The sequence below is a fragment of the Chryseobacterium sp. Leaf201 genome (genome assembly GCF_001421435.1).
In the GTDB taxonomy this organism is placed as follows: Bacteria; Bacteroidota; Bacteroidia; order Flavobacteriales; family Weeksellaceae; genus Chryseobacterium.
In genome coordinates this window covers 1-20,998 of sequence record NZ_LMKA01000104.1, presented here as the reverse complement: position 1 = coordinate 20,998, position 20,998 = coordinate 1, and the positions used below count along the sequence as shown (strand labels likewise).

At 37.0% G+C, this 20,998-nt stretch carries 21 protein-coding genes; 10 read left to right on the top strand and 11 right to left on the bottom strand.

The genetic code is table 11. The features are described from left to right. Nucleotides 1-620: 620 nt before the first annotated feature. The 4 genes from ASE55_RS16075 to ASE55_RS16060 all read left to right on the top strand — a co-directional run bounded on the left by ASE55_RS16075 (nucleotide 621) and on the right by ASE55_RS16060 (nucleotide 2,839). Nucleotides 621-1,124, top strand: a complete 504-nt coding sequence (locus ASE55_RS16075; protein ID WP_056221969.1) for a hypothetical protein — start codon at nucleotides 621-623, stop codon at nucleotides 1,122-1,124. Between the two features lie 199 nt (nucleotides 1,125-1,323). Next, nucleotides 1,324-1,914: a hypothetical protein gene (locus tag ASE55_RS16070; protein ID WP_056221966.1), complete on the top strand. Its 591-nt coding sequence runs from the start codon at nucleotides 1,324-1,326 to the stop codon at nucleotides 1,912-1,914. 376 nt (nucleotides 1,915-2,290) lie between these two features. After that, the gene (locus tag ASE55_RS16065; RefSeq protein WP_056221963.1) at nucleotides 2,291-2,539 is read left to right on the top strand and encodes a type II toxin-antitoxin system ParD family antitoxin; all 249 of its coding nucleotides are present in this window, start codon (nucleotides 2,291-2,293) and stop codon (nucleotides 2,537-2,539) included. Then, the gene (locus tag ASE55_RS16060; RefSeq protein ID WP_056221960.1) at nucleotides 2,540-2,839 is read left to right on the top strand and encodes a type II toxin-antitoxin system RelE/ParE family toxin; all 300 of its coding nucleotides are present in this window, start codon (nucleotides 2,540-2,542) and stop codon (nucleotides 2,837-2,839) included. A gap of 49 nt (nucleotides 2,840-2,888) precedes the next feature. Here ASE55_RS16060 and ASE55_RS16055 read toward each other — a convergent pair whose 3' ends face one another. Beyond that, on the bottom strand, nucleotides 2,889-4,478 hold the full coding sequence (locus tag ASE55_RS16055) for an ABC-F family ATP-binding cassette domain-containing protein (RefSeq protein ID WP_056221956.1): 1,590 nt from the start codon (nucleotides 4,476-4,478) through the stop codon (nucleotides 2,889-2,891). Between the two features lie 643 nt (nucleotides 4,479-5,121). Between ASE55_RS16055 and hpt the strand changes: the two genes are divergently transcribed. From hpt to ASE55_RS16025, 6 genes are all read left to right on the top strand, one after another. Next, nucleotides 5,122-5,676 (top strand): hypoxanthine phosphoribosyltransferase, encoded by a 555-nt coding sequence (gene hpt, locus ASE55_RS16050; RefSeq protein ID WP_056221953.1) that lies wholly within the window; start codon nucleotides 5,122-5,124, stop codon nucleotides 5,674-5,676. A gap of 126 nt (nucleotides 5,677-5,802) precedes the next feature. Further along, nucleotides 5,803-6,381, top strand: a complete 579-nt coding sequence (locus tag ASE55_RS16045; RefSeq protein ID WP_056221951.1) for an adenylate kinase — start codon at nucleotides 5,803-5,805, stop codon at nucleotides 6,379-6,381. 81 nt (nucleotides 6,382-6,462) lie between these two features. Further along, on the top strand, nucleotides 6,463-7,446 hold the full coding sequence (obgE, locus tag ASE55_RS16040; RefSeq protein WP_056221947.1) for a GTPase ObgE: 984 nt from the start codon (nucleotides 6,463-6,465) through the stop codon (nucleotides 7,444-7,446). 98 nt (nucleotides 7,447-7,544) lie between these two features. Beyond that, the gene (locus tag ASE55_RS16035; protein ID WP_056221944.1) at nucleotides 7,545-8,207 is read left to right on the top strand and encodes a porin family protein; all 663 of its coding nucleotides are present in this window, start codon (nucleotides 7,545-7,547) and stop codon (nucleotides 8,205-8,207) included. 43 nt (nucleotides 8,208-8,250) lie between these two features. Next, a complete protein-coding gene (locus tag ASE55_RS16030) occupies nucleotides 8,251-8,739 on the top strand; it encodes a DUF6438 domain-containing protein (protein ID WP_056221943.1) in 489 nt (162 codons plus the stop codon). A gap of 163 nt (nucleotides 8,740-8,902) precedes the next feature. Then, nucleotides 8,903-10,162: a DEAD/DEAH box helicase gene (locus ASE55_RS16025; protein ID WP_056221940.1), complete on the top strand. Its 1,260-nt coding sequence runs from the start codon at nucleotides 8,903-8,905 to the stop codon at nucleotides 10,160-10,162. Between the two features lie 187 nt (nucleotides 10,163-10,349). Here the strand turns inward: ASE55_RS16025 and ASE55_RS16020 are convergent, their stop codons facing one another. From ASE55_RS16020 to ASE55_RS15970, 10 genes are all read right to left on the bottom strand, one after another. After that, nucleotides 10,350-11,144, bottom strand: coding sequence for a class I SAM-dependent methyltransferase (locus ASE55_RS16020; RefSeq protein WP_056221937.1), 795 nt, complete (start codon nucleotides 11,142-11,144; stop codon nucleotides 10,350-10,352). 3 nt (nucleotides 11,145-11,147) lie between these two features. Beyond that, nucleotides 11,148-11,909, bottom strand: a complete 762-nt coding sequence (locus tag ASE55_RS16015; RefSeq protein ID WP_056221934.1) for a TatD family hydrolase — start codon at nucleotides 11,907-11,909, stop codon at nucleotides 11,148-11,150. A gap of 4 nt (nucleotides 11,910-11,913) precedes the next feature. After that, nucleotides 11,914-12,429, bottom strand: coding sequence for a DUF4269 domain-containing protein (locus ASE55_RS16010; protein WP_056221931.1), 516 nt, complete (start codon nucleotides 12,427-12,429; stop codon nucleotides 11,914-11,916). Next, entirely contained in the window at nucleotides 12,422-13,381 is a 960-nt protein-coding gene (locus ASE55_RS16005; RefSeq protein ID WP_056221928.1) for a GSCFA domain-containing protein, read from the bottom strand. Before ASE55_RS16005 ends, ASE55_RS16010 begins: the two co-directional genes overlap by 8 nt. Nucleotides 13,382-13,445: 64 nt before the next feature. Then, the gene (locus tag ASE55_RS16000; RefSeq protein ID WP_056221926.1) at nucleotides 13,446-14,417 is read right to left on the bottom strand and encodes a polyprenyl synthetase family protein; all 972 of its coding nucleotides are present in this window, start codon (nucleotides 14,415-14,417) and stop codon (nucleotides 13,446-13,448) included. A gap of 150 nt (nucleotides 14,418-14,567) precedes the next feature. Further along, nucleotides 14,568-15,434, bottom strand: a complete 867-nt coding sequence (locus ASE55_RS15995; RefSeq protein ID WP_238585070.1) for a hypothetical protein — start codon at nucleotides 15,432-15,434, stop codon at nucleotides 14,568-14,570. A 446-nt stretch (nucleotides 15,435-15,880) separates the two neighbouring features. Then, nucleotides 15,881-16,672 carry a GLPGLI family protein gene (locus ASE55_RS15990; protein WP_082474609.1) on the bottom strand — a complete coding sequence of 264 codons (792 nt, stop codon included), beginning with the start codon at nucleotides 16,670-16,672 and terminating at the stop codon, nucleotides 15,881-15,883. A gap of 609 nt (nucleotides 16,673-17,281) precedes the next feature. Next, nucleotides 17,282-18,424: an inorganic phosphate transporter gene (locus ASE55_RS15980; RefSeq protein ID WP_056221914.1), complete on the bottom strand. Its 1,143-nt coding sequence runs from the start codon at nucleotides 18,422-18,424 to the stop codon at nucleotides 17,282-17,284. Nucleotides 18,425-18,444: 20 nt separating this feature from the next. Beyond that, a complete protein-coding gene (locus tag ASE55_RS15975) occupies nucleotides 18,445-19,083 on the bottom strand; it encodes a DUF47 domain-containing protein (RefSeq protein ID WP_056221911.1) in 639 nt (212 codons plus the stop codon). Nucleotides 19,084-19,232: 149 nt separating this feature from the next. Continuing rightward, entirely contained in the window at nucleotides 19,233-20,936 is a 1,704-nt protein-coding gene (locus ASE55_RS15970) for a DEAD/DEAH box helicase (RefSeq protein WP_056221908.1), read from the bottom strand. Between the last annotated feature and the right edge of the window lie 62 nt (nucleotides 20,937-20,998).

Here is a 20,998-nt window from a genome sequence, read left to right as displayed (position 1 = left end):
ATCTTTGTCAAGTACTTGGTACATCATAGGCTTGCTTTATATTTTTATGTCTCGCAACACAAAAATAAGCAAGCCTTTTTTTATAGAAAAGTTTAAATGACCTCAATAATAAAATCAAATTCAATGATGAAATTAAAACAAATTATTTTGGTGATATTTTAGGCTATTTTTATGATACATTTTCTTTAATTTATAATATACCAAAAAGCTCAGATTCAAGTAAGTTTTCCTTTTACATTAGTTTTTTACAGGCAATATATGTACAACAAGATTTCGTAGAGGAATTACTTTACATTTTTAATTGTAATAAAAATAAAAGTGATTTAAAAAATGATATTAATTATTCAAAAAACAGAGAAATAAGAAATGAGCTTGTAGGCCATCCAATTAGGAAAATCAATGGGAAATTTATTTCATCAACATTATTCAGTTACCATTCTAAAGATGATGAAATCGAATATTTAAGATATCATATAGATAATAATTATAGTTTTGAAAAAGTTAATATAAAGATTGATGATGTTATAAAACGTCATATAAATTTTCTAGATACATATTTTGATTTAATAATTAAAAAGTTAGAAAGTATATTAATAAAATTCAAACAACAAATAGAAGTCTTGGAAAAAAATATTTTAGTACAGAACTTTGAAACTCTTCTTAAAATAATCTCAGCTTATTTTGAAAAGTTTTTAGAATCAGATTTCATTTATGATGATGAATCTTTAAAAGTAATTTATTCTAAAACTAATGAACATGAAAGGTATAAGTATTTTATTGAGAATTTTTATTCAAGTTTAAAAGAATATATATATTACACCAAAGATGATATTGATATATTCACAGGTAAAAAAGAAAGTGATTTTTCAGAAATAGAATTACCAATAATTCCAATAACAAGAGGTCTTAATAAAAATGAAAAAGACGTTAGCTACCATTATGAATTAGGCAAACTTTCTACAAAGAGAAATATTCACGATTTTGAATTTTTCAGTTCTCTTTTAAAATCCAAATGTGATAATTGTAAAGTTTTAATTGAGCTAAACTATATGCAAGAAAACTTAAATAATGATATTGAATATTATTGTGCATATAAATATCTAAGATATCTGTTGAAAAATTAAAAATAAATCTTTCACAGTCAATTTACTTCGGAATGACAAAAAAGGATATTTATTATGCTATAAAAAATTACCAATCATTCAAATCTCCCTCAAGAAAACTTCATCACACAAAATCATTACCAAGGTTCCAACCATCATCAAATCTAACAGGTTTTAAAAACCTGTTAGATTTAGGATTAAAAAAAATACTTAAAATAAAATGCAAGAAAACATAAAAGATGAACTTTTAAAAATAGCCGAAGAGTATGTGCTAAATAACGCTGGAGATCATGTTGAAGTTAGTGACACAGAAGATTATGATGAACTCTTTGTTTTTAGCTACCAAGCAAAAGATAAGAAGGTGAGACTTGTGGGGCAAGGTCCAATAGTTATTGTAAAGAAAGATAAAAGAATATTTGAATATGGAAGTAGTACAGGCTATAAAGAATCTCTCATTGAAGTAACCAATAAATTAAACAACGAAAGATTGATAAGACTTTTTTATAAAAATTACAATATCCAAAGCAACAATTATGATTTAGTAATCAATGAAATATATAAACTAGACGAAGGTGAGCATCTCAATGAACTGATAACTGTTTTATTAAGAAACAGAATTCAATATTTTACTCGTGATGAAAATAATGAAATACAACGTCATTATTATACTAAAGAGCAATTAGAAGAAACTTTAAAACAAACTCCCGTCAATCTAGGAAGATATTTTTGTTATAATCATTTATCTGATGCTCTAGTTGATCTTATGAAAACAAATGCTTATTTTAAATGGACACTTTCAGAAATTAAATAACTATCATCAAACCTAACGGGTTTTAAAAACCCGTTAGGTTAGGACCTCTTAATTACTCTGTCAAAACAACCTCACTCACTACCCCAATCTCCCTCACAAAAACCTCATCATGCGAAATCACCATCAAAGTCTATGGTAATCCTTAACAGAATTCGTGAGAATTTCCACATTCTGAAGGTCTAAATTATTCGTCGGTTCATCGAGAATAATCATGTCGGGCGCTTTATTGCTGATGGAAAGTCCACAGAAGTCGCGACCGTTCTCTACTACTCTTTTTGTTTCATTTTTTTCTGAATAACAATTTTAACCTTAAGGTTTTCAAATAATTCTTTTATAAAATACCAATAATTGGTATATTTGATTTAAAATTAAAACAATGGCAAAAAATACATCCATATTATTAGGTGATTATTTTGACAATTTTATAAATCAGCAAATTAAATCTGGAAAATATTCTTCTGCGAGTGAGGTTGTAAGAACAGCTTTAAGAATGTTTGAATATGAAGAGTCTAAAAAAACAGAATTAATCAATGAATTAAAAAAAGGAGAAAAATCCGGTTTTGTTGAGAATTTTGATCGTAAAGAATTTCTGAAAAATCTTCATCAAAAACATTCTACTGAGTAAATGAAATATAAAATCAGCAAAGAGGCATCAAATGATTTAGAAAAAATTTGGTTATACACTTTTGAAACTTGGTCAACAGAACAAGCAGATCATTATTTTGACTTGCTCATGGACGAAATTGAATATTTATCTGAAAATCCAAAATCAGGGAAAGATTATCATGAAATCAGGAAGGGATATTTTCGTTCAAGGGTAAAATCACATTTCATATTCTACAAAATCAACATTAAAAATGAGGAAATTGAAATCATCAGAATTCTTCATCAACAAATGAATATTTCATTGAGATTAGATGAATAAAAATATAAACCTAACAGGTTTTAAAAACCCGTTAGGTTTGCCCTTCAACTTATCCCAACAAAACCTCACTCACTACCACAATCTCCCTCACAAAAACTTCATCATGCGAAATCACCACCAAAGTCCCATGATAATCTTTAACAGAATGGGTAAGAATTTCCACATTCTGAAGGTCTAAATTATTCGTCGGTTCATCGAGAATGATCATATCGGGCGCTTTATGGCTGATGGAAAGTCCGCACAGCAGAAGCCGCAGGCGTTCCCCGCCGCTCAGGACATCACACTTTTTGTCCCAGGTTTCCTTTCCGAATAAAAATCTTGACAATAAGGTTTTTACTTCAGATTCCGGCAACGCATTGTCGTTGAACTGCTGGGCAAAATCATAAACCGCCGCATTTTTATCAATCAGAGAATACTCCTGATCAATATAAATTGCATTAAAATCCGACCTGAAAATCTTCCCCACTGACGGCTGCACATCTCCCAACAACATCCTGATCAACGTCGTTTTCCCAGAACCGTTTGAGCCTTTAATCAAAATCCGGTCACCACTCCGGATTTCAAGGCTGAGGTTTTCTTTCCAGAGCGGTTCTGTATGATATGTATAATTAATTTTCTCTGCCGAAACCAAAATTTTACCGGTATGAAGATCCGGATCATTGAAATTGACTTTCATCCGGTCCGCATTTCTCACAGACGAACGCAGGTCCCGCAGGTCGCCTGAAATATCACTGATTTTCTCCGCATGGACACTTTTCAGTTTAGATGAATTTTTCTCCGCACTATTCCGCATCGTATTCATCATAATTCTCGCCACGCCCGATTTTTCCTGCTTTCCTTTTCCTCTTGCATCAAGCTTCTGCTTTCGTTCCAGCGTTTCGCGTTCCTTTTCTTTTGCCTTTTTCAGGGCGCGCTCTTTAGCGTGAATATCATTTTGCAGTGCTTCATTTTCAATTTCTTTTTGTTCCGCATAAAAATCATAATTCCCGCCGTATATTGAGATTCCCTGATTGCTTAATTCAAAAATGGCTTCTACCCGATTCAGTAAAGCACGGTCATGACTCACAATCACAACGGTTGAATTTGTTTTCTCAATAAAATCATACAGCAAATTTCTGCCTTCCAGATCAAGATGATTGGTTGGCTCGTCAAGCAAAATAATATCAGGCTGGTGAATCCGGATTCCGGCAAGAAAAACCTTTGTTTTCTGTCCGCCGCTCAGGCTTTCCAAGGTCTGGTTTAAATCTAAATGTTCAAGTTTCCAGTGCTGCAGAGCAGTCTGGCAGCGTTCTTCAATATCCCAGTCGTCATTCAGTGTTTCAAAATATATTTCATCCGCTCTCCCATTCGTAATCTGCCGGAGGGCTTCCAGTTTTTTATCGATTTTTAAACATTCTGCCACCGTCAGATGATTAAAATTCCCGAACATCTGCGGAACATAGAAAATATTCCCCTGACTATTGACAGTGCCTTCCAAGGGTTCAATCTCTTTCGCCATGATTTTCAGCAGCGTAGATTTTCCCGTGCCGTTGTTTCCGGCCAGGGCTGATTTTGTATGAGTCGATATCGTTAAGTTGATTGTATTAAAAAGAAGATTCCCCGCAGGAAACCCAAAGGATATGTTATGTAGAAAAAGCATAATTTGTTTCTTAATTAAGGTTAAACTTCAGTAACAGGTTCGTTACTGTCCGGTTAAATCTGAAAGAAGCTGTATTCTACATTGCTTTTGTTTGGGTTTTGTGAACGGCAAAGATAATAAATTCTTTTTTTCGCTTTACATCAAACCGTTTTGACATTTTGAAAAGTTTCACAACAACTCATCATCATTTATTTTAAGGAGCTGTTTCCGGCTTTCCGCTGTATCTTTTTCGCCAGTGCTTTTTTCCAAAGCCTGTTCAGAAAAAGGATGCCGCTGCAATCCGGGCTATGGAAATTATCCTGTTTTATACTACCTCGTCAAAAATTTCCATTAAATTTCTACCCAAGGTAAGGGGAATTACCAGTGTGATAATGACTACAAGTAAAATTAAGTAAACCATTAGCGGCTGATATCTTTTACGGGTAAAATCTCTAAACTATTCCTGTTGCAGATTACAGACATTATCGTTAAAAATGCTGTCTTTGCGGAATAACAGGAATTACGGTATCTGTAAAAAATATTCACTGAAAATCGGGTCAGATAAAAAAGAATACGTCCAATATCCTTTATTTTATGAATCTGAAAATAAACACGAAAATATTTCCGTCAAAAATCCGTAACTTTGCCGCCTACTAAAAATTTTATGGAAAGTATTAAAGTTCACGACAAAACTTTTGTTCCTTATTTAGAGGATGCCGAAATTCAGGAGATTGTAAAAGCAACTGCTTTAAAAATTCATGAAGATTACAAGGATGAAGTTCCTGTTTTCATTGGGGTACTGAACGGAGTGATCATGTTCTTCTCAGACCTTCTGAAGCATTATCCGGGGCCTTGCGAAATCGCTTTTATACAGATGAGCTCTTATGCAGGTACGGAATCCACTGGGATCGTTTACCAGAAAATGGAACTGACGAAAGACGTAAAAGACCGCCACATCATTCTTGTGGAAGATATTGTAGATACGGGAAATACGGTGGAAAGCCTTTTTAAATATTTTAATGAGACGCAGCGTCCGAAGTCTGTAAAAATAGCTTCATTCCTTTTAAAGCCTGAAGTATACAAGAAAGATTTCAAACTGGATTATATCGGAAAAGAAATTCCAAATAAATTTGTTCTGGGTTACGGCCTCGATTACGATGAACTGGGAAGAAACTTACCGAATTTATATCAACTGTCTGACGGGCAGATCAACCATTAAAACGGCACTGAGCTTTTAGCTTCGGCTATGGGCTTTTAAAATTAGATCTAAGTAAAAAGAAATATTAACTGAAAAAGCTAAAAAGCCTGCAGCATATTGCTTAAAGCTTATAGCGTCACTAACATTATGATAAACATAGTTCTGTTCGGCCCTCCGGGAAGCGGAAAAGGTACACAAGCACAAAATCTGATTGAGAAATTTAATTTAAAGCAGATCTCAACAGGCGACCTTTTCAGATTCAACATGAAAAATGACACTGAACTTGGAAAACTGGCAAAGTCGTACATCGACAAGGGAGAACTGGTGCCGGATCAGGTAACCACGGATATGCTGATTGACGAAATCAGAAAACCGAGCGATGCGGCAGGATTTATCTTTGACGGATACCCAAGGACTGCCGTTCAGACGGAAGCCCTGGAGAGAATTGTAAAGGAAGAACTGAATGATGAGATCGATGTCTGTCTTTCTCTGGTGGTTGAAGATACTATTTTAGTGGAAAGGCTGCTGAAAAGAGGAGAAATCAGCGGAAGATCAGATGACAGCAATGTTGAGATCATTGAAAACAGAATAAAAGAATACTACACGAAAACAGCAGAAGTAGCCGAACTGTACAAACAACAGGGTAAATATGTTGAAATCAACGGCGTTGGGGATATCAACGAGATTTCCGAAAAGCTGTTTGCTGAAGTAGAAAAAGTAAAATAGTTAAAAGTTATGGGTGATGAGTTATACTTTCTTACAATTCATACCTCATGCTTCATAACTCATAACTCATAATTATAAGAAATGTCAAATTTTGTAGATTACGTTAAAATTCATTGTAAAAGCGGTCATGGAGGTGCAGGTTCTGCGCATCTCCGCCGGGAAAAATATATCCCGAAGGGCGGTCCTGACGGTGGCGACGGCGGGCGCGGCGGCCATGTGATCATGAAAGGAAATGCCCAGGAATGGACATTGCTTCCCCTTCGTTACACCCGTCACGTAAAAGCTAAACGTGGTGAAGGCGGCGGAAAAAACCAGTTAACGGGAGCGTACGGAGCCGATGTTTACATTGAAGTTCCGATCGGGACCATCGCTAAGAATGAAGAAGGGGAAATTATTGGCGAAATTATGGAAGACGGCCAGGAAATCATCCTGATGGAAGGAGGAAAAGGAGGAAAAGGGAACGAACATTTCAAATCTTCCACCAACCAGACCCCAAGGTTTGCACAGCCGGGAATGGACGGACAGGAAGGCTACGTGGTCTTTGAACTTAAAATTCTAGCGGATGTAGGTCTTGTAGGATTCCCGAATGCCGGAAAATCTACCCTGCTTTCTGCTGTTTCTGCTGCCAAGCCTAAAATTGCAGATTATGCATTTACCACTTTAACCCCGAATCTGGGAATCGTGGATTACCGGAACTACAAATCTTTCGTAATGGCCGATATTCCGGGGATTATTGAAGGTGCCGCTGAAGGAAAAGGGCTAGGACACCGTTTCTTAAGACATATTGAAAGAAATTCAATCCTGTTATTCTTAATTCCGGCAGATTCCGAAGATCATTTCCAGGAGTTTAAAATCCTTGAGAATGAACTGAAGGAATACAATCCTGAACTGCTGGATAAAGATTTCATTATTTCCATTTCAAAATCCGACTTACTGGATGAGGAACTGAAAAAGGAAATCGCCGCAGAATTCCCTGAAAACAAACAACCGCTGTTTTTCTCAGGTGTTACCGGAGAAGGCCTTGTAGAACTGAAAGATGCGATCTGGAAGCAGCTGCACGGATAAGAAAGTTAAGATTTAACGATTATTAAAACATATTAAGTACACTATTCATTCGTGTACTTTTTTATTAGCATAAAAATTAAAACCATTAAATTAAAACCATGAAAAAGAACTTTTTATGTATTGCATTATCAGCAATTTCAGCCATTGTACAGGCGCAGGAGACACCGCAAAACCCAAAAACAGGTTCAGATGCCGGTTCTTCAGAAATGAGCTTCGGAGTCAAAGGCGGGTATTCCTTATCCGGCATGAAATTTTTCGACAATAAATTAGATTCCAAATCTTATTTCTATGCAGGAATTGTTGCCGAACAGCCTGTATCATCAAAAGTAAGCATCCAGGCAGAAGCTCTTTATACGCAGCTTGGCGGAAAGCAGGATTTCCCGGTAGTTGATTTTACAGATTCCGGCGTTATAGAGCAGGGAAACATACAGTTTGATTATCAACTGACGCAGATTCAGATCCCGGTATCTGTTAAATATTATTTTATTCCTCAATTATCAGCTTCGGCCGGGATGAATTTCGGGTTTAATATTTCTGAAAAGGTAAAAACCGAACAGATGGTAAACGGAGCAACATCCAGAAACTATGAAAATATCAGATCCCTGAATTTATTTCCGTTTTTAGGTGCAGAATACAAAATTAACGATCATTTTTTTGCTGATGCCAGATACCATTTTAATTTCATTGAAGTGAATAAGAAAGACGGTTTACCGACAAAAATTGGCTTTTTGCAGGCTGGTGTCGGATATCGGTTTAAATAAGTCTGTTGGAACGCTTATTGATAGATACGGAAAAATTTAAATTATGAAATATATACTGGGGCTGTTTGCATTTATTCTTTTGTTTTCATGTACAGCCCAAAAAGGAAATTCTAAATATTCGGTTATTGAGTATGAAGCCACTCCGTGTTTCGGATTTTGCCCTGTTTTCAAAATGACGGTTAATCCGGACCGGACTGCTGTTTTTGAAGCGGAGCATTTTAATTTTGGAGACCAGCCATCAAAGGATAACCTTTCCAATCCCCGTGAAGGAACTTTCAAAGGGACCATCAAAGAAGCAGATTATAATAGATTAATCGCTTTATTAGACGGCTTAAATGTAAAGAGCCTGAAAGATAATTACGGCGAAAAAAATATTTCGGATCTTCCGTCATCCCATCTGCGAATCCGTTTTGCTGACGGAACATCAAAGCATGTTGAAGATTACGGGAAACGCGGCAGTGAAAAGCTTTCGGAATTGTACCGTTTTTTCGAAAACTTAAGGAAGAATCAGGAGTGGACAAAAGTTAAATAATTGCCTTAAAATAATTTAAACTATCTTTGCAGTATATTTCGCGGCATTCTCAGCCAGATGGTAAACTATTTTACTTAAAATTCTGTTAAAAAAAATTAGCAGAACTGCTAAAAATGATGAAGTATACTGCTTCAACCGCATTATTTTAATACACAATTAAATTTTGTTATTTACAGACTTAAACATTATTAAGCCCATTTTAGATGCGCTTCAAAAGGAAGGTTACGAAAAACCTACACCTATCCAGGAACAATCTATTCCTTCTATCCTTGAACACAGAGACGTGTTGGGTACTGCCCAGACGGGAACCGGGAAAACAGCTGCTTTCGCCATCCCTATCCTGCAGAACCTTGTGGAAAGAAAAGGGCCGAAGAACAATCATATCAAAGCACTTATCCTTACCCCGACCAGAGAGCTGGCCATCCAGATTGAGGAAAGCTTTAATTCATACGGTAAAAATCTGCCTTTAAAGAAACTCGTTATTTTTGGAGGTGTAAAACAGGGAAGCCAGGAAACGGCACTGAGAAAAGGTGTTGATATTCTGGTAGCAACTCCGGGAAGGCTTTTGGATTTTATTGCCCAGGGAATTATCAGTTTGAAAAACCTTGAGATTTTTGTACTTGATGAAGCCGACAGAATGCTGGACATGGGCTTTGTGCATGACGTAAAGCGAATCATCAAGCTTCTGCCGCCGAAAAGACAGACACTTTTCTTCTCTGCAACCATGCCGACAGAAATCCAGAAACTGGCTGATTCTATTTTAAATAACCCGATAAAAGTATCGGTTACGCCTATTTCCTCAACGGCAGAAACCATTAAGCAGGCTGTTTATTTTGTAGATAAGGAAAACAAGCTTGACCTTCTGACGCATATTTTACAGAATACCATTTCAGATTCCGTTCTGGTATTTTCAAGGACGAAACACGGTGCCGACAAGATTGCCAGAAAATTGCAGTCGAGTAATATTTCTACCGAAGCAATCCATGGGAACAAATCCCAGAACGCAAGGCAGAATGCTTTAAATAATTTTAAATCAGGAAGAACGCGTGTTCTGGTAGCTACCGATATTGCAGCGAGAGGTATTGATATTGATGAACTGAAATATGTGGTCAATTATGAGCTTTCTGATGTTGCCGAAACATACGTGCACAGGATCGGAAGAACAGGACGTGCAGGAGCAGAAGGATCTTCAATTTCGTTTGTAGACGGACTTGATTTACTGAACTTAAAAGACACTGAAAAATTGATCGGGATGAAAATTCCGGTTGAGAAAAACCATCCTTTCCATACGGATAGCCTGGTGGTGGAAAAGAGGGATTCAAACAACAAACCTTTTACACCAAGGCCGAAACCGGCAGGTCAGCAGAAATCTGACCACAGCAAGAAGCCGAAAAATAAGAGCAGTTTCTTTAGAAAAAAATAAAACTAAAGCCTTCCCATAGCGGAAGGCTTTCTATTTTCTATATCATCCTAAACAATTTCAGATCTGTTTAAATTTATTCAAAAACAAATTTACAGATCTTATGACCATGTAGATTCCATGTATATTAAACCTGCCGAATTCTAAAAAAAATAGATTTTAAAATAAAGCTGTAAAGTTTTCTGAACTCTTATTTTTTACACAGCACCCACATGTCCTGTTCCTGTTTGCCGTTATTTGAAAATGACTCCCTGTGCTCCAATACATCATAATCAGCAAAAAGTTCCTGCACATAACGATCCGGATGAAACGCAGAATATGTCCTGTGACCTTCTTTCACCTTTCCTCTTACTACAATATTCCCTTTTTCAAATTCTTTTATTTCATTCTTGGTGAGAATCGTTTTAAATGAATTTCCCTGCATGGATAAAAGTAAAATACCGCCTTTTTTTAAAACTCTTGTCAACTCATTTTTCCAATCGTAGTGCATTTTTTCTGAAAGATGAGTAAAAATTGAAATTCCATATATAAAATCAAAAAACTCACTTTCGTAAGGCAGGCTGGCTTTTAATTCATTGAGGTTAAAATCAATATTTTCAATGTTTTTTTTATTCCACTGTATTGAATCCTTATTGTAATCTGTGCCGTAAACACGGCTATCCTGAATAAGCGCAGGAATATGCCTTACCACTCTTGCAGGGCCACATCCCCAATCGAGAATCTTTGGATTTTTCTCATCACCATACTTTATATATATATCAACAAAACTTTGAGCTGCTGATTTCCCGCTTTTATAATAGCTTTCATAGCTCATATTGAAGGATTCATATATCAGATAGTCAGGCGGAAACCTGAAATCAGGATGTTGTAATCTGAAGGCCTGGTTTCTGTTCTTATTTCTGTTTTTATGAATATAAAATCTTAATTCATCAGCAAAAAATAATAAATTGGCCTGTCTTAAAAGCTTTGAAACAATCGCTTTCATATCTTAATTGAATATTTTCTTTGCATTCTCCGTAGTAATCCTGTCAATCTCAGCAAAATCTTTATTGTAAATATTAACCAGTTTTCCGGCTACCAGATCCAGGTATGAACTTTCGTTCCTTTTTCCTCTGTGCGGAACCGGAGCCAGATATGGAGAATCTGTTTCCAGTACAATTTTATCCAATGGGATTTCGTTTAAAAACTGGTCGATTTTACCGTTTTTAAACGTTACTACACCACCGATTCCCAAGATGAAATTTAAATCAACCGCGTGTCTGGCCTGTTCAATATTCCCTGAAAAACAGTGAAAAATCCCACGGAGTTTCGGGTGTTTTTTTCTTTCCAGGACTTCAAAGGTTTCATCAAAGCTTTCCCTGGTATGGATTACAATCGGCAGGTCTTTTTCAATGGCCCAGTCGATCTGCTGTTCAAAAGCCTTTACCTGGATGTCCAGTGTGGTTTTATCCCAGTACAGATCAATCCCGATTTCTCCGATGGCCGGGAAACTTCTTTCATCCAGATAGTTCTTCACAATTTCCAGTTCTTTTTCCCAGCTTTCTGGCTTTACATAACAGGGATGCAGGCCCATCATGGAGAAAATCTGTCCGGGATAGTCTGCTTCAAGCTGCAGCATTTTTTCATGGGATTCCGAATCAATTGCCGGAAGGTAAAATTCTGTGATGCCTTTATCTAAAGCTTTCCGGATCGTTTCTGCTCTGTCTTCATCAAATTCCTCTGCGTATAAATGGGTATGGGTATCAATCATTTCATTAAAATTTCAATAGATCTTCATAAGGATTTTCCAGGCCCAGCATCATGCCGAAAGCAGGTTCTGTTTTTATCCCTTTCTCCTTCAGTTCTATTATTTTCTGTTTAAATTCTTCTCCTTTTTCCTGTAATATTCTGTGTTCTGCCATCATATGCCGGTAAGCATTCTGTTTTGTGGGCAGTTTATTCTGTGCAAAAATTTCAATGGGAAATTCCTCCAGTATAAAATTTGAAACAACCGACTTTTCACCGCTAACAGCTATTGTTTTCAGACTGAAACCGTTACAGCCCTGAAAATACTGACGTAAGCATTCAGCAAAATCATCTTCATTTTTAAACTGACAGATGACATCCAGATCGCTTTTTTCCGTATCAATTCCAATCGGGACTGTTCCTGCTAAAACGGGTGAATAATTTTTCAGTTTTTCAAAAACCTGATGTTTCATGAGTACATCATAAGCTCTTTTCTGTTTCGGATTTCCTGTTTTTAAATAATCAAAAGTGGTAAAATCAGTCATCTGAAAATATTCTGTGCTTCACTTTCTGACGCTGGATTTCAATTCTCCTGTTTAATTTTTCCCTGAATTCAATATATTTAGGGTCTTTTTCATCATCCGTCCTGTGCTGTAAAGCGGTATTGATTTTAAAGTTTTCTTTAATAAATTTTTTTGTTTCCTCGGAAAAATAAGCATTCCCGAACTGATCAAAAATATAATTAACCGCCTGGCTGTTGGGATGGATCATATCTTCATTATAAAAACGGTAATCCCGCAGGTCATCCATAACAATTTCGTACACCGGCAGGTAGTGGCAGTTTTCAAACTGGGGAAGCATCTCATGGATTGCGGTAATCAGTTTTGCTTTGCTGAGCTGGTTTTCAATCATCCCGTCTTTGGTATGCCGGACCGGTGAAACGGTGAATAAAATCTGAACATCATCCTTACAGATATCATCGAGGTTCAAAACGGTATTGTAGATGGAATCCGTAATTTCCTGATGGGTCAGCAATCTCTTTTTAAAGAATTTCTGCGGAATTTTATGACAGTTGCCTACCAGTTTGTTCTTCGGAATAAACTCATAGATAAATGAAGTTCCGTACGTGATGATAACCCAATTGGTATCCTGGAGAAAAGAATTGCCTTCTTCGATTCCTGCATTGATCTTTTTTAAAGTCTGGTGAATATACCGGGTGTCAAAGCTTGTGTGATGATCCAGGGAAATAAATTCCTCGTTAAAACTGATCAGCTCATCTTCGATATAAAATTCAGCATCGTGCAGCCTTTTTACTGCATTGCTGATCGAAAACGGATTAAAGATGGTGCCGAAAGGATTATTCAGGGACTGCAGCTGCCCGAGCTGCAACATATCTGACATTTCAGAGGCAAAACAGGAACCTATTGAAAATATTTTATCTTCAACCTGAATCTTTCTCTGCGATTCTTTAATCTCTACTTCAGTCCTGAATTTCATGGGCGGTAACAAGGTGTTTTAAAAGATTACAGATCCATATTCCTCCGGCCTAAAACCGGTCCACCTAACTCTCTCTTCTCAACAAATAATTGGCCAGTTCTGAAAACGGCTTTTTCTTTTCGTCCGGAATATCGATTTTATCAAGGTAGCTCTGCCCGATTTCGTTGTGTTTTTCAATCAGTCTCAATGCTTTTTCATCTACTTTTGCCCTTCTGAAAATCTTTTCTACCCCGTATACTTTATCAATATTATCGGTTTTTTTAGAATACCAGTAATCCAGTTCCTTTCTTTCTTCCTCTGTTGCGTGTTCTTTCGCCAGTAAATAAAGAACGGTTTTCTTATTCTCATAAATGTCACCGGCATGCTTCTTCCCGAACTGTGCCTGGTCCCCGAATACATCAAGGTAATCATCCATAATCTGAAAAGCAATCCCGATATGTTTCCCGAAATTAAAGATGGATTTTGCATCCTTAAAATTAGCCTTTGCAATCATGGCCCCGATTTCAAATGAACAGGCGCTCAAGACTCCGGTTTTATAGGTAATCATCCTGATATAATCATCAAAAGTCACGTTTTCCTGACTCTCAAAATTAATGTCATACTGCTGGCCTTCGCATAAAAGCAACCCTGTGTGTGTGAAGATCCTGATACAGGCCTTGAAAATTTCAGGCTCCAGGTCTTCAAAAAACTTATAGGCTTTCAGCATTAATCCGTCTCCGGAAAGGATTCCCACATTGATCCCGTGAAGGGTGTGGATGGTAGGTTTATTTCTTCTTAAAGGCGCTTCGTCCATAATATCATCATGGATCAGCGTGAAATTATGGAAAAACTCGATTGCCAGGGCAGGTTTAATTGCCTCTTTAAGGTCTCCGCCAAATAAATCACAGGCCATTAAAACCATGATCGGACGAAGGCGTTTCCCACCGTGGGAAATAATGTAGTTCATCGGTTCATACAGTTCGGCCGGCTTGTCTTTAAAAGTATATTTGGTAATGGCTTCCGCAACAATCTGTTGGTATCGGTCTAAAAATTCCATAAAATCTAATCGTTTAAACAAAAATACGGTTTTTCGGGGGTTGGTAAAACAAAAATCTTCATCAAAGGATGAAGATTTAATTAAAAATTCTTTTGTACGGCCGGGAAATAATCTTTCATTAAATACCCGGAATATAAATATTGAAAAAGCCTACAGTTCCTGAATCATCACCGCTGTTTCTGCATAAGGATCTGCAATGGAAGTAGTGACTACATTCGCATCATTTCTTTTCCCTGTAATCCTGAGTTTAACCGTTTTCGCGGAAGTTCCGGTACTGATGATACAAAGTGCAGGACCTCCGGAAGAATCATTGTTTACTTCAGTAGACGGTTCACTGTACCCTCTTGACGCTACGGTGCAAACCGAAGAATCATTGGATGTGGAATCTACGATTTCATACCGTGCCCAGCTCTGCGTACTGTTTGATCCTGATGCTATTGCCAGATATCCCGTAATCAGGAAAGTCTTTCCGGCGGGTAGCGTAATATTGGCATTATTTACAGAAACTCCGTTACCCTGCCCTGAAACATTGTCAAATGTAATATCCCCTGTAATGGCTGACGTGGCGATGGTCTGGTTGGTATTTTTACGGGCGATCTGAAAAATCCTGGCACTTGCCGCTACAGGAACCAGAGATTCCCACTGAACGCCTGAGTAATAATAGTATTGGTTCAGGGTAGTATCATATACCATGGTTCCGGTTGCCGGTGAAGATATGGCCTGCCGCTGTACGGTGGTCATTCTTGGCGGTACGAATCCTCCCGTTACACTTTGTATATCCAGAGCACCGGTAGGTGAATTGGTGCCTATCCCTACTCTTCCGGCAGAAGTCACTACCAAATCATTGATCTGCTGAGCTGCTGTCGGTGTTCCGGTAGCCGGATTATCCTTGGCTCCGTCCACATGCAGCACAGCTCTCGGGTTATTCGTATTAATACCAATGCCTACTTGTGCATACGCTAAAGAGCTTAAAACCAACATGGCAGATAAAGCGATTCTGTCTGATTGTTTTCTCAACGTTTTCATTTTTACTTTTACAGTTTTTATATATTAGAATATCTTATTATAACGGGAATATAATATCAAATTTTGTTGAAATGGTGGAAAACAAGATATCAGCAAGAAAGAACCAATTACGGAATCTTTATTGTACCTCCTCTGCATAGGGGAATAATTAAACTTACCGAACACCCTGTTTAGGGGCTTGATGGCAGCAAAGATAATGAAGAAATTAAAAAAATTTACTATCAACAAAAAGTATTTCTAAAATTTAATGGAAACAGGAATAAAAATTATTAATTTGATAATAAACGGAATCTGCCTAAATTTTATCCTTAGAATTAAAAAGCTATTAATCAACTCTCACTGATTTTAAATTCAGTAATTTAAATGTAGATATCTGTATGATTACTATTTATAAAACAAAAAAGCTTTGTAGGTTAGGATAAAGTTTTTTGTTTTATTTAATCAAGATAATTATTATTTTTCTTGGCATTATCATTAATTCTTTTAACATCTGAAGGCTTAAATGTTATTCCTGTTTGATTTGATAACATTCCCGCTGCATTGTCTCTCATATTCTGTCTCACTTTGTAAAAAGTAGAATACTTAGTAGGAAAAACGTCTTTCATTAAGACGATCGGCTTTACCACTTTTTTAAAGCTTACTAAAGTAAAGTGTATATAGTCATTTGGGTCATAAATTTCCAATACTAATCCAGGTAAACCTTTGAAAACGTATGGCCCGTCCGGAATAGGAATTGTTTCTGTAAACCAGGCAGTATAATGCCTGTTTTTATATTTCCCTGTAGCTTTTTTACATAAATAGGATTCAATCATTTTTGTTTCAGGTTCAATTTTCCACAAAATCGGATCTTCTAATGGAAAAGAAAGTCTGCTCCTCATTAGTTCTTTATAAATCGTCTGCTTTCCGTTATCTAAAAAAACTTCGGATTTAAAATAAACTCCCGGAACATCTTTCATATTCAATATTACTTTTCCATTTACTGGATTATTTGCTGCCTTCATTCCAATAGCCATCGCAATAGAATCACTTTTAGCTTTTTGTGCACTTCTGAATAATGATTTATTTCCTTTAATCAATAAAGATAGATTTTCTTCAACAGCATTATGTTTATACAATGTATCATTAAAACTCGTGATTCTATATATAACTTCATATTCTGATTTAAGAGTATCTGATTGTGAATACAAAATATTGCTAAATAATACTAAAATCAATAAAAAATCTCGCATTCTAAATAATTTAATTTGGACCACCTGTTCCCCAACCACTTCCCGTTCCCAAACCACAAATATATTCTGTTAACAGTTGAGAATTATGAATTTCATCTGATATTGCCTGTGCATATGTTGCCGTCCCAGATCCTGCACCCCAACAAACTGTGTCAGCATAATACTCACCGGTACACCAAACAAACATTGCGTGTACATAACATTGCATTTTTGATGTATCATCAGTCTCTTCTTTTGGTACCGATTTCTTTTCTTTTTTCTCTTCTTCTTTTTTTTCTTTAGGATAGTCAGTATTTTTTGCATCGACTAAGCCCGTGATTACAAAGCGGCTAATAAAAGTTGTTTTTTCATTTATGTGAATTTTAAATTTTCCTGTTTTCTAAATTAATAGATAAACTTTTTTCAAAAATAAAAAACTACGAAATAAAAAACAATAAGAATCAGGTAAATACGTAAATTATTCCAAATAAAGTGAATATTAGTTTATAATGTAAATTAAAATATATAATTCTATTTTTATTGTTAACCGAAGCAATCTGTAAAACTTACCATAAATAAAAAAGCCTTGCCCAAAATGAGCAAAGCCGGATATTGTTTAATTTGTATTTTTTAAGATAAGAAGGTAACCACAAGATAAGTAAGTGCAGCAACAATCGCTGAAATAGGAATGGTTAATACCCACGCCCAAAGAAGGCTTACGGTAATTCCCCACCGTACGGCAGAAATTCTTTTTGTCAACCCTACCCCGATGATAGAACCTGTAATCGTGTGTGTTGTAGATACAGGAATTCCGAAGTGGTCTGTAATGAACAAAGTAATTGCTCCTGCAGTTTCAGCACTTACGCCTTCCAGTGAAGTTACTTTAGTGATTTTTGTGCCCATCGTTTTGATGATCTTCCATCCGCCGCTCATAGTTCCCAGTGCAATCGCTACGAAAGAAACCAGAGGAACCCAGATGTAGTGCTGTGCAAAATAATCGAAACGCCCTGCAGCAGGAATTTCCAGATAAACAGGATCTTTAAGCATTACGACATGGTAATAGATTAAAGCGGCACCAATGATCCCCATAACTTTCTGGGCATCGTTCAGGCCGTGACCTAAACTGAATAAGGCAGAAGACCCAAGCTGTAACCTTTTAAAAGACTTATCTGCTTTATGCGGGTTTGATCTTTTATACAGGTGAACAATAATCAACGTGATGATAATCGAGATGATCATCCCTATAATCGGAGCCATGAAAATGAACAGGAAAATAGGAATTACCTTATCAAATTTTACAACACTCTGTTGGGTAACCTGGCTTAAGGCTTCTTTTGAAGTTTCCCAGAATCCCAATCCGGGCTGGGCTGCTGCCACATCATGGTAATCCATCATGAACGCATGCATTAAAGCCGCTCCTAAAAATCCGCCGATCAGTGTGTGTGACGAAGAGGAAGGGATCCCGAACCACCAGGTTAAAAGGTTCCAGGCAATGGCCGCAACCAATCCTGAAAATATAACTTCAAGGGTAATAAAATTCTCGTTAACGGTTTTGGCAATCGTGTTACCGATTTTAAATTCTCCAATGATGTAGGCCGCAATAAAGAAAGCCGCAAAATTCCAGAGCGCTGCCCAAAGTACAGCCTGGAACGGAGTTAGTACTTTTGTAGAAACAATAGTTGCAATTGAATTGGCCGCATCATGGAACCCATTGATGTAATCGAAGATCAAAGCCAGCGCAATAATAACTATCAGTAAAATAGGAAATTCCATTTTTTAATTATAATGATTAATTAAGCGTATTTGATCATGATGTTCTCAATCGTATTGGCCACATCTTCTGCTTTGTCAGTAACTACTTCAAGATAATTAAGTACGGATGAAACTTTGATAATATTGATGGCATCGTTTGTTTCAAACAGCTCCACCATTGAGTTGGAAAGCAGGTCGTCTGCGATATTTTCAATAGAATTCACTTTGATACATGCTTCTTTTACCTGTTCCATGTTTCTGAAGCCTTTCAGGTTCTTCATGGCATTCTGGATTTCAAGGCATGCTTTGTGAATCAGCAGGGAGAAATCTGAATACGCCTTCATTTCAGGCGATTTGTACAGGAAAATGTATTTTGTGGAAGCGTAGATGTAATCAGCAATATCATCCAGTCCTGTTGCCAGTGTGTGAATATCTTCCCGGTCAAAAGGCGTAATGAAGTTTTTACCAAGCTCTACAAAGATTTCGTGTGTCAGCTCATCATTTTTGTGCTCATAGTCGCTCATTTTCTTCAACATAGAATCATCGTTCAGATCGAAGTCTTTGATTCCGGTGTTAAACTCTTCAGACATTGCAACCAGGTTTTCAGTTACTTTTTCAAAAAGCACAAAGAAGATTTTATCTTTGGGTTGAAAAGCGTGGAAAATATTACCAATTCCCATTTTTAAGTATTTATAATTTTGTGCAAATTTCTTAAAAAAGGACCTTACCGAAAAGCATATAACGTTAAGTTTTGTTAACATTGGGGGTACCACATATTAACAAATAGAAAAACCGGCCCTGGAGCCGGTTTATATTGTTGAAAATGAGTTTAGTTAGCCTCTTCAGCCCTCATGTCTTTTCCTCTGAATTTCATGGAAGAAATGTTGCTTAAAAGATCTCCTTTGAATGATTTTTCAATTTCAAAGAAAGAGAATTTCTCTAAAATTTCAATATCACCGATTTCGGCTCTCTTTTTGCTTTTCCCCGTTGAAGTTGCTTTGTTGATGATATCCAGAACGTCAAGTTTCTTCAGCTGGTCTTTTTTACCCAGGTTAAAGAAGAATCTCACCATGTTCTCATTGCTCTTCTTAGGCTTGCCTCCGCGCTCTCTTCTGTCGCCGCTTCTTTCGGTTCTTTCACCTCTGTCACGGTCTCTTCCTCTGCTGTCACGGTCTCTGCGTTCTCCTCTTCCTCCTTCATCCCTGCTGCTCAGCTTCTGTTCAATCACATCATGTCTGTCTTTGTAGTACAGGGCAAGATCTTTTAACTGGAACTGAAGAAGCTTGTGGGCAAGTTCTTCTTTGGTAAAGGCTGATAAATCAGGAATTAAAGAATCATCAAATTCAAAGAAATCTTCGTGTATTTCGAAAAGGCTTTCAAAAACACCACCTACCTGGGCTTTAATAATTTCTTCTCCTGTAGGGATTCTTCCTTCTGCAATTTCAATTTTAGTTACTGCCTTGATCTGCTTCAGCTTTCTGCTTTCCTCCGGCTTAATCAGGGAAATTGAAATACCGTCTTTTCCTGCTCTACCTGTTCTTCCGCTTCTGTGAACGAATACTTCAGGATCATCAGGTAAAGAATAATGCACAACGTGCGTCAGTGAATTTACATCCAGCCCTCTTGCTGCAACATCTGTAGCTACCAGGATATCAATATTTTTCAGTCTGAATTTCTTCATTACCGTATCTCTCTGCGCCTGAGAAAGATCACCGTGAAGCGCATCTGCCGCGTAACCGTTCTGCATCAAGAAATCAGCAACTTCCTGAGTTTCCATTCTGGTTCTGCAGAAAATGATTGAATACTGGTTAGGGTTGGCATCAATAAGACGCTTTAACGCCTCTTTTTTCTGACGGTACCCTGCCACATAATATTCATGCTTAATGTTCTTCTTAACTTCGTTAATGGAACCTACAGAAATTTTGTGAGGTTTGGTCAGATAGTTTTTGGTGATTTTTTCCACCTCCTTACTCATCGTAGCAGAGAATAAGAATGTCTGCTTCGTTTCAGGCGTTTCACTTAAAATAGTTTCCAGTTCGTCTTTGAACCCCATGGAAAGCATTTCGTCGGCTTCATCCAGAACCAACCAGTGAATTGCGGAAAAATCAAGTGCTTTTCTGTTGATAAGGTCGATTACCCTTCCCGGAGTCCCCACAATAATCTGCGGCTTGTCCTTCAGAGATCTCATCTGATCCATAATACTGCTTCCACCGTAGACTGCTGTAGTCTTGATGTCTTTCATGTACTTGGAATAGTTTTTAATGTCTTTCGTAATCTGAAGACATAATTCCCGTGTCGGACAAAGCACCAAAAATTGGATTTTGCGACTCGTATCGTCAATCATATCCAAAATCGGAAGCGAAAACGCTGCTGTTTTGCCTGTCCCTGTCTGCGCAAGTGCGATCAAATCGCGAATATCTGAAAGAATGAAAGGGATAGTCTGTTTTTGGATTTCTGTCGGGCTTTCATAACCCAGTTCGCCAACGGCCTTAAGAATGTCAGGACTTAAATTGGACTCCGTAAATAAATTCATTAAATATTTTAAAATTTTTGCAAAGATACAACTAATATTTGAATTATGTTTTAACTTTTATT

Excerpts from the sequence above, each read along its gene's own strand:
- ASE55_RS16070 (WP_056221966.1), top strand. The coding sequence starts at position 1,324 with ATGCAAGAAAACATAAAAGATGAACTTTTAAAAATAGCCGAAGAGTAT.
- ASE55_RS16065 (WP_056221963.1), top strand. The coding sequence starts at position 2,291 with ATGGCAAAAAATACATCCATATTATTAGGTGATTATTTTGACAATTTT.
- ASE55_RS16060 (WP_056221960.1), top strand. The coding sequence starts at position 2,540 with ATGAAATATAAAATCAGCAAAGAGGCATCAAATGATTTAGAAAAAATT.
- ASE55_RS16055 (WP_056221956.1), bottom strand. The coding sequence starts at position 4,478 with ATGCTTTTTCTACATAACATATCCTTTGGGTTTCCTGCGGGGAATCTT.
- hpt (WP_056221953.1), top strand. The coding sequence starts at position 5,122 with ATGGAAAGTATTAAAGTTCACGACAAAACTTTTGTTCCTTATTTAGAG.
- ASE55_RS16045 (WP_056221951.1), top strand. The coding sequence starts at position 5,803 with ATGATAAACATAGTTCTGTTCGGCCCTCCGGGAAGCGGAAAAGGTACA.
- obgE (WP_056221947.1), top strand. The coding sequence starts at position 6,463 with ATGTCAAATTTTGTAGATTACGTTAAAATTCATTGTAAAAGCGGTCAT.
- ASE55_RS16035 (WP_056221944.1), top strand. The coding sequence starts at position 7,545 with ATGAAAAAGAACTTTTTATGTATTGCATTATCAGCAATTTCAGCCATT.
- ASE55_RS16030 (WP_056221943.1), top strand. The coding sequence starts at position 8,251 with ATGAAATATATACTGGGGCTGTTTGCATTTATTCTTTTGTTTTCATGT.
- ASE55_RS16020 (WP_056221937.1), bottom strand. The coding sequence starts at position 11,144 with ATGAAAGCGATTGTTTCAAAGCTTTTAAGACAGGCCAATTTATTATTT.
- ASE55_RS16015 (WP_056221934.1), bottom strand. The coding sequence starts at position 11,909 with ATGATTGATACCCATACCCATTTATACGCAGAGGAATTTGATGAAGAC.
- ASE55_RS16010 (WP_056221931.1), bottom strand. The coding sequence starts at position 12,429 with ATGACTGATTTTACCACTTTTGATTATTTAAAAACAGGAAATCCGAAA.
- ASE55_RS16005 (WP_056221928.1), bottom strand. The coding sequence starts at position 13,381 with ATGAAATTCAGGACTGAAGTAGAGATTAAAGAATCGCAGAGAAAGATT.
- ASE55_RS16000 (WP_056221926.1), bottom strand. The coding sequence starts at position 14,417 with ATGGAATTTTTAGACCGATACCAACAGATTGTTGCGGAAGCCATTACC.
- ASE55_RS15990 (WP_082474609.1), bottom strand. The coding sequence starts at position 16,672 with ATGCGAGATTTTTTATTGATTTTAGTATTATTTAGCAATATTTTGTAT.
- ASE55_RS15980 (WP_056221914.1), bottom strand. The coding sequence starts at position 18,424 with ATGGAATTTCCTATTTTACTGATAGTTATTATTGCGCTGGCTTTGATC.
- ASE55_RS15975 (WP_056221911.1), bottom strand. The coding sequence starts at position 19,083 with ATGGGAATTGGTAATATTTTCCACGCTTTTCAACCCAAAGATAAAATC.
- ASE55_RS15970 (WP_056221908.1), bottom strand. The coding sequence starts at position 20,936 with ATGAATTTATTTACGGAGTCCAATTTAAGTCCTGACATTCTTAAGGCC.